We start from the raw sequence: 6,902 nt of genomic DNA, 5'->3' as shown, positions 1-6,902 counted from the left end.
TACAGAGATTATCAATACTTTGTCGGCCTCCCATGTGATCGACGGGGGCCCTTATGGCGAGCCACGAAATCCTCGGAGGAAAGGTCAACGTCTACCGGCGCGGGGGGCTGACGTGGCATTGCTCGGCCTCCGTAAAGGGCCGCCAGTATCGCACCAGCACCAAGGAAACGGGGCTTTAGCAGGCGAAGGCATTTGCCGAAGACTGGTATCTCGGCCTGCGCGGCAAGTCAGCGGCGGGCATCCTGAAATCGGAGACCACCTTCGCCGAGGCTGCCAAGAAGTTTGAGCAGGAATATGGTGTGATCACCGAAGGCCAGCGAAGCCCCAAATGGATCGAGGGCCACGGTATCCGCCTGCGGCTGCACCTCGTCCCGTTCTTCGGCAAGATGGGGCTTTCCGAGATCAATGCCGGGACCGTTCAAGACTACCGCGTGCACCGGATCTCGGGATCGGTGACTGGCAAGCCTCCGGCTCGCAGCACGCTTCACGACGAAGTCGGCACGTTGCGCCAGGTCCTGAAAACGGCGATCCGCCACAAGTGGCTCACCCATCTTCCTGATCTGTCGCCGCCTTACAAGACACAGGGCAAAATTACGCACCGGCCTTGGTTCAGCCCGGTCGAATACAAGCAGCTTTACGAGGCTACGCGCCAGAATGCCAGGAGCCGAAGAACCCGCACTTCCGTTGGGAAGCCGAGCAGTTGCATGAGTTCGTCCTGTTCATGGGTAACACGGGCTTGCGCCCGGATGAGGCCAAGCAGCTCCAGCATCGCGACGTGACCATTGTCGAAGATCCCGATAGCCGTGAACGCATTCTTGAAATCGAGGTGCGCGGCAAGCGCGGGATCGGTTGGTGCAAATCTATGCCGGGTGCGGTGAAGCCCTATGAGCGCTTGCGCGACCGGCTAAAGCCGGTTCGCGGGAAGGATAAAGAGGGCGGCGAGATCGTCGTTAAGGCTCCGCAACCGACCGATCTGCTGTTCCCCGGCAATTATCTCAAGATGTTCAATAATCTTCTTGAAGCGCAGAACCTTAAGTTGGACCGGGACGGCAAGCCGCGAACAGCTTACAGCCTACGTCATACCTATATCTGCCTGCGTCTCATGGAAGGTGCTGATGTTTATGCGATTGCCAAAAATTGCCGCACCAGCGTCGAAATGATTGAAAAATTCTACGCGGCCCACATCAAGACCTCGCTTGATACCGCGTTCATCAATTCCCGAAGCCCAAGCGTGGCAGTCGCGGACGGAAGGTGCCTAGGACGGCGGGACCGCCGTCCTACCACGAATGCCGGGTCCGCAAGGTTTGGTAAAGACACCCGAACGGGTGTCGTCACAAATCGCTTGCCGATTTGTCAGCCCGCTTGGCGGGCCTTAAAGAGAGAAAAGTCCCTATCCGGTCACCGGGTCAGAAATCCCATGATCGGAATCTATTATCAATTGAAAGCCTTCTCACATTAGCAGAACCTTGACGAACCGCATTGGTTCACCAATAATTATAGTGAACCAAGGAAAGTTAGGTGCCATGACAGCGTTCACCGTTCGCGTCTCAGATGAGACCGCCAGCAAGCTTGACCAGATCGCGGAAAAGCTCGACCGCTCCCGCTCGTATATGGCCGCTCAGGCGATTGAGGACTATGTCGCTCGCGAGGAGTGGCAGCTCGCAGAGATTGAGGCCGGGTTGGCCGAAGCCAACCGGGGCGAATTTGCCAGTGATGATGATGTGGCGAAGGTTGTCGGCAAGTACGTCAAGTCAGCCCGTCAATCATGAGTCGGAAACGCATCCGCTGGACGCTGCGAGCGTTGCGGCGGCTTGATCAGATTGGCGAGTATATCCAGAAAGACGATCCGGGCGCTGCTGCGCGTGTTGTCGCGCGCATTGTGTCGGCTGTTGATATGCTGGCGGAGTTTCCGGCGACGGGGCGTGCCGGTCGTATCAAGGGCACGCGTGAAGTGGTGCTAGCGGATATTCCCTATATCATTCCCTACCGGGTCGGCCAGGACATCGAGATTCTGACCGTCATGCACGCTCATCAACGGTGGCCTCTGGAGCTGTAGCCGCCTTTCGGATTGCGGAAACTTCTGTTTGAAATGAAGCGCGCCCGCTCAAACGCTCACAACCGTGCCAGCTTCAGATTATGTTCGAGCGCAAGCCGTAGCGCTGCTTCTCCTGCTGGTGTCGATTGAGTCTCGTTCCCGTTTGAGATATGGCCATATTCGCCCATGAGGTCCAGTACGAGGATGCTTGTGTAAAGGCGGAAAAGCGCATCGTCGGCCTGTCCGGCATGTCGAAGCCAGGCAGACACGTAACTTTGATCCCACCACAGAGTAAACGGCTCGCTACCGAAGCGATTCAGGACACCCTTGATGACCGGAATTCCAAGATTGGTCGCTCGTCCCAAACCTGTACTTCGATAAAGCGCTCAGTTGGGCCCGGCATCCCGTGTTCCTTCACGATGGTTTTATCCTCTTCAAAAGTGAATACGCGCCCATGGCATGGACGTCGGTCGGCGGTAAGATCTTCCCGGATTACATAAGGAAGGCTTGCCATACTATCCGGATAGGTGAAGGTGAGCACCTCAGCCGGAAAAGCGACAAGTGGCATGACAAGCGCGTTTGGCCGTGTGAGATCGAGGCCGTCGTCGAAATTGCCAAGGAAGCAGTAGACCGGCCGTTCGCGTCGAGTATTACCTAAGAGACGGCGGCGTTCCCGGATAAGCCATTCTTCGGTTTCGCAGCGCCGTGCAAGATATGTCGGCTTGATCTTTCGCACGCCGGCTTGCCGAATGCGGTCCAAAACCGCCTCCGCCTCATCCGGCGCCAAGTCGCAAATGTTCGAAAGGGACTACCCGGATCATAGGTGTGGGTAATTACACTTGGAAATAGAGCCTCTTTCATCACTACACTTTACCCAATCGTTGGAAAAAGTCGAAATCAGAAAGACAGGTGCAAGAATCCTCCTGCACCCCTGCCTGACCGGCGATGTCTGGGGGAAGCAACGGCAAGGGGCCACGCGGCAAGCGCGCAAACGCAGTGCGCAGCCTCGGGAACCGCCCCTTGCCTTTGGGGGGGGGGGAGCGAAGCGCCAAATCAGTCAATAATGTCGATGATCTCATAGCTCTTCACGAAGGCGCCGACACCATCGTTCAGCAGTGCAAAGATGCTGTCCCGTGAGATGGGCAGCGTTTCGATCTTCTCCAGTTGCATCGGCCACCAGTCATCCGCGTAATCGCTCATAACGTCGCGGCGCAGCTCGTGAAGCGCCTCGCGCGCTTCCTCTTCATCGTGAAAGAAGATATCCGGAATGCCAGTGTGCTTCCATCGATCTTCGTCACTATTGGCGCGCGAATAGGTGTAGAAGGTGAATGACTTGTCTTGAGACATGCGTCGTCTCCTCGTGTTTTCCGAGGCCTTACGTGGCCATCGCGGCGGATATCATCGGCATTCCGGCCCTCTCGCTACTCGCAAAGTATGAGTTCGCGGTCAATTGTAGGATTCTACAATGTTCCTCGATGAAAACGGATCGTGCCGAGGTTCGCTTCCGTTCTTACACGACGCCATAAGGGCTCTGGTTTGGATTGTCTTTGTGCCCAAATACTGACGCTGCCAGTCACTCCGCATGCAATGCGATATCAAAGATTGGTCACGCGGAGCTTTCCTGTGGTAGCTTGATCCTGTGCCGGTATGGCGAAATTGGTAGACGCGGTGGACTTAAAATCCGCTGCGTTATGAGTGTGGGTTCGAGTCCCGCTACCGGCACCAGCTAGAGACCGGGAACGCCATATTTCCAGATGCTGTAAGCTTCACGGCTATCCCGCTGGACTTGTTTTTCCGTTTTTGCCTCGCATTCCCTACAAAGGTTGCGATTGGCGATCCGGGCGTGATGCAATTCCCTGTCGTGGTCTTGTCGGTTGTCGGCCTGTTCCGCCTTGCGCATGTGCCGCTTGATAGCATCGACGTGCCCTTGCAAGCTCATATTCGCTCTCCGGTCGCGTCAATTGATGGCCAACGGTATCTTTTGAAACCCTTGAAGTTGCCGGATTGGTCATACTCCACCTGAAAATGCCCTCGCATTTTGTCGGGGCTGATGGATGTGGAGCAAAGTCATGTTTTGGACTAGCTATCCCGGCCGCTTCCTTGAGCAAGCCTGTAATGGCGGTGATGTTCTCGTTCGTCTTGCTGTCAACGTCGGTGCTAAGGCTGGTTAGGTTCCAGCCATCGGTGAGGGTAGGGGTGGCTTTGATCGCGCCCATGCCCGCTGAGATCGTGATCGCGTATTCCTCGGTCTTGTCGGGCAAATAGAATGCCTTCACGTCGCAGATTACGGTCTTGTCGGTCTTGGTTTCAACAAGGGCCAGATACGGTGCGGGCCGTCAGTAGCGGATACCAGATTGGTCGCGCGACGTAACGCGCTTGACCTGTAATCCGGCACAAGAAGTTACCAGTAAGGGAATATGCATCAGGAATATCAATGCACGCATAACGAATCCCTTGAAATGGTGGGAAGGTGAATAACGCGGCGGCACTAAGTATTTAAAGCTATGAAATGCTGTAGGAATGTAACATTCCGCATCCAGCGATTGAATTCAAGTCGAGAAAAAGAATCTATTCTCAGATTTTACACGCCGCGTTCCAAGAGCAGCAGAAGAACAGACGGTGAAGAGAATGACTGATATTAAAGCGGCTGTTCGGCACCTATTTCCATCCTGATCGACCGTCGAAAAGCTTTCTCGGCCAACTGGCGCAGCCTTTCCGCAAGGAAGGCATCCGCCAAATCCTTGGGCGCACGAAAAAAAAGCGGCTGATGCGGCAAAGCGCAATGCTGCCGTAACCCATGAGCCGTACCCCTGTCCGCGATCTCCCTTTAGCTGCAAAGGACGTTCCTATGATTGCCATTCGCATGAAGCGGCTCCCTCACGGGATTGCTGCGCTTGCAGTCCTGCTGATCCTGTCGGCCTGTGCCTCGCAGATCATGAAGAGCTATATCGGCGCGCCGATCAGCAGCGTGATGCTGGATTACGGTCCGCCGGATAATGTTTATGATCTGGGGCCGGGCGCGCGCGCCTATCAGTGGCGCAAGCAGAAGACGCAGGTGGTGCCCGGTCAATCCAGCGGCGAAATCCGGGATACGCGCCGCGGCAAGCGTTATGAAGTCACCGAAACGCCGGGCTATGTCGAGCATACGGAATGTTTCTACACCTTCTATACCCGAGGCTCCGGTTCCGATTGGTTTGTGACGAGTTTTCGCCAACCTCCGCTTGAATGCGAATAAATACCTCCGGCTGCCTTGCGGAAGTCGGATGATTCCGCTGCTCGCAAGGGATCAACTCAATCCCGGCCTGGTTTGTCAATTTTGCCCCATCGCCAACGCCATGGGGCATCGCTTTTCCACCAGGCAACGGAAATCAGCAGTGCAGTCGGTAAGATGATCGCCGTGGCATAGCCGATTGGATGACTATCCGCATGAGGTCCACCGACGAAGATAATGGCCATCAGCACCAGCGCATAGATAACAAGCGCGATCCAACCCTGCCAACGGCAAGGCAGGCCGGCTCCGTAGCCGTATGCTTTGACATGGAACCAGGGGGCTCGGTTTCTCATACTGCCGATCCTTCGGCGGAGCGGTCATCATTCCGCTGTGCTTCTTCACCAGCATTGTTGGTCAACTTTCGAGCAACGGCAAGGCCGCCGATCATGCGAGACGCAGTGACTATGACTGGTTCGATTGCGTGCGAATGAAGCGGCTGATTTTCATGAATAAGAGCGGCGAAGGGACCGATTCGGGGTTTGATCAACCATCCTCCGCCGCTCTCCGTCGGGCACGTCCTGGCTTGAAAAGGCGTGCCGACCTCTGCAAATCGGCGATCAGAAGCGATAGTTCAGGCCGGCCTTGATGACATGGTCACGCAGATCGGTCTTCGACTTACCGCTCGATGTCGTCGTGGAGACGTCGTTGGTCATGACGTAGTTGTATTCGATCTTGGCCGACAGCCCGCCGCCGAAGCCCTGTTCGATGCCACCGCCGACGAGATAGCCCTGCTTCCAGCCGCCGGAGGTGGAAACACCCCTGCCGCCTTCGAACTTCGTCATCGTCAGACCCGCCGTGCCATAGACGAGCGTGCGATCGAAGGTTAGGCCGGCCTTCGCCTTGGCAGCACCCCGGAAGCGCTCTTCCACCCTGCCGTTTGGTACGCGTATCTCGTTGTTTCCGAGGTATGAGCCCTCCAGCTCGGCGCCGACGATGCCTGGTCCTACCTGGAAATTGTAGCCGGCTTGCACGCCACCGGTCAGGCCCTTGCCGCTGGCGAAAGGGTTGAATTTCGGCGAGGCGATACCGCCATGGGCGCCGAAATAGGCGCCGCTCCACTGGAAAGCCGGCGGCCGGTCATAGCCCGCATCCGGGGCCTGATAGGTGGTGAGATCGGCTGCGGAAGCGTTGGACGCGGCCGTCATGGCCAGAGCCGCGAACAGAATAGATTTTGCGCTGAGCGACATTGCTAACTCCATACGAAACCCATGCGCCATCCCTGGGCGCTCGCAAGGTCTCTGTTTGCGTTGGAGAACCGGACATCGGTTCCTGCTGTTCTCCGGTGCTGTCCGTCTTGGGAGCGGATCAACGTCAGGAGATGCTGGTCATTTTGCCGGTGAGAATTGCGGGTACATTGCAGAATTCGGAAATATTGAAAAATTATCGAATATTTTTATAGGGTTGAGCAGAGTTTTTTAATCATTTTTTAAGGATGGAATGCTGTCCGGCCCTGAGGGCTACCGTCGCGGAATGCCGGGCGAAATGGGGCAGATCGGCATGATATGCGCCATGCCGCCTCCTTCCATGCTGCTGATGACAGGAATCCCGATCGCACCATCTTCGGGATCGCGGGCGCCATCCTCGGCGACCATTATC

Annotated in this window: 13 protein-coding genes and 1 tRNA gene; 6 read left to right on the top strand and 8 right to left on the bottom strand. The window is 56.2% G+C overall.

Annotated elements, in window-relative coordinates; all coding sequences use genetic code 11:
- The first annotated feature begins 53 nt into the window (after positions 1–53).
- A complete protein-coding gene (locus tag GDN47_RS32630; protein ID WP_267904028.1) occupies positions 54–179 on the top strand; it encodes a hypothetical protein in 126 nt (41 codons plus the stop codon).
- A gap of 48 nt (positions 180–227) precedes the next feature.
- Here GDN47_RS32630 and GDN47_RS32465 read toward each other — a convergent pair whose 3' ends face one another.
- Entirely contained in the window at positions 228–551 is a 324-nt protein-coding gene (locus GDN47_RS32465) for a hypothetical protein (protein WP_233790163.1), read from the bottom strand.
- A gap of 149 nt (positions 552–700) precedes the next feature.
- Between GDN47_RS32465 and GDN47_RS32230 the strand changes: the two genes are divergently transcribed.
- From GDN47_RS32230 to GDN47_RS28130, 3 genes are all read left to right on the top strand, one after another.
- Positions 701–1,459 (top strand): site-specific integrase, encoded by a 759-nt coding sequence (locus GDN47_RS32230; RefSeq protein WP_210386775.1) that lies wholly within the window; start codon positions 701–703, stop codon positions 1,457–1,459.
- A 64-nt stretch (positions 1,460–1,523) separates the two neighbouring features.
- Positions 1,524–1,769, top strand: coding sequence for a CopG family ribbon-helix-helix protein (locus GDN47_RS28135; protein WP_113354178.1), 246 nt, complete (start codon positions 1,524–1,526; stop codon positions 1,767–1,769).
- Positions 1,766–2,056 carry a type II toxin-antitoxin system RelE/ParE family toxin gene (locus GDN47_RS28130; protein WP_113354177.1) on the top strand — a complete coding sequence of 97 codons (291 nt, stop codon included), beginning with the start codon at positions 1,766–1,768 and terminating at the stop codon, positions 2,054–2,056. Before GDN47_RS28135 ends, GDN47_RS28130 begins: the two co-directional genes overlap by 4 nt.
- Before the next feature lie 56 nt (positions 2,057–2,112).
- On the opposite strand, the gene GDN47_RS28125 is transcribed toward GDN47_RS28130, so the two are convergent.
- The 3 genes from GDN47_RS28125 to GDN47_RS28115 form a co-directional block, all read right to left on the bottom strand.
- Positions 2,113–2,304 carry a hypothetical protein gene (locus GDN47_RS28125; RefSeq protein WP_113354176.1) on the bottom strand — a complete coding sequence of 64 codons (192 nt, stop codon included), beginning with the start codon at positions 2,302–2,304 and terminating at the stop codon, positions 2,113–2,115.
- A gap of 47 nt (positions 2,305–2,351) precedes the next feature.
- Positions 2,352–2,795: a hypothetical protein gene (locus GDN47_RS28120; RefSeq protein WP_145637029.1), complete on the bottom strand. Its 444-nt coding sequence runs from the start codon at positions 2,793–2,795 to the stop codon at positions 2,352–2,354.
- Between the two features lie 293 nt (positions 2,796–3,088).
- Positions 3,089–3,382, bottom strand: a complete 294-nt coding sequence (locus GDN47_RS28115) for a hypothetical protein (protein ID WP_113354174.1) — start codon at positions 3,380–3,382, stop codon at positions 3,089–3,091.
- 294 nt (positions 3,383–3,676) lie between these two features.
- On the opposite strand from GDN47_RS28115, the gene GDN47_RS28110 reads away from it, so the two are divergent.
- Positions 3,677–3,760: transfer RNA gene (locus GDN47_RS28110), tRNA-Leu, on the top strand.
- Position 3,761: 1 nt separating this feature from the next.
- On the opposite strand, the gene GDN47_RS28105 is transcribed toward GDN47_RS28110, so the two are convergent.
- Positions 3,762–3,974, bottom strand: coding sequence for a hypothetical protein (locus GDN47_RS28105; RefSeq protein WP_113354173.1), 213 nt, complete (start codon positions 3,972–3,974; stop codon positions 3,762–3,764).
- 924 nt (positions 3,975–4,898) lie between these two features.
- On the opposite strand from GDN47_RS28105, the gene GDN47_RS28100 reads away from it, so the two are divergent.
- Entirely contained in the window at positions 4,899–5,270 is a 372-nt protein-coding gene (locus tag GDN47_RS28100; protein ID WP_371865539.1) for a hypothetical protein, read from the top strand.
- Between the two features lie 56 nt (positions 5,271–5,326).
- On the opposite strand, the gene GDN47_RS28095 is transcribed toward GDN47_RS28100, so the two are convergent.
- The 3 genes from GDN47_RS28095 to GDN47_RS32625 form a co-directional block, all read right to left on the bottom strand.
- On the bottom strand, positions 5,327–5,599 hold the full coding sequence (locus tag GDN47_RS28095) for a hypothetical protein (RefSeq protein WP_113389904.1): 273 nt from the start codon (positions 5,597–5,599) through the stop codon (positions 5,327–5,329).
- 264 nt (positions 5,600–5,863) lie between these two features.
- Positions 5,864–6,493, bottom strand: a complete 630-nt coding sequence (locus GDN47_RS28090) for an outer membrane protein (RefSeq protein ID WP_113354169.1) — start codon at positions 6,491–6,493, stop codon at positions 5,864–5,866.
- A 270-nt stretch (positions 6,494–6,763) separates the two neighbouring features.
- Positions 6,764–6,898 (bottom strand): hypothetical protein, encoded by a 135-nt coding sequence (locus tag GDN47_RS32625; protein WP_267904840.1) that lies wholly within the window; start codon positions 6,896–6,898, stop codon positions 6,764–6,766.
- Between the last annotated feature and the right edge of the window lie 4 nt (positions 6,899–6,902).

Source organism: Martinezella dioscoreae (genome assembly GCF_009176305.1).
GTDB classification, from domain to species: domain Bacteria; phylum Pseudomonadota; class Alphaproteobacteria; order Rhizobiales; family Rhizobiaceae; genus Rhizobium; species Rhizobium dioscoreae.
Note: the sequence above shows the minus strand (reverse complement) of the source record. Positions and strands in the feature narration are given on the sequence as shown.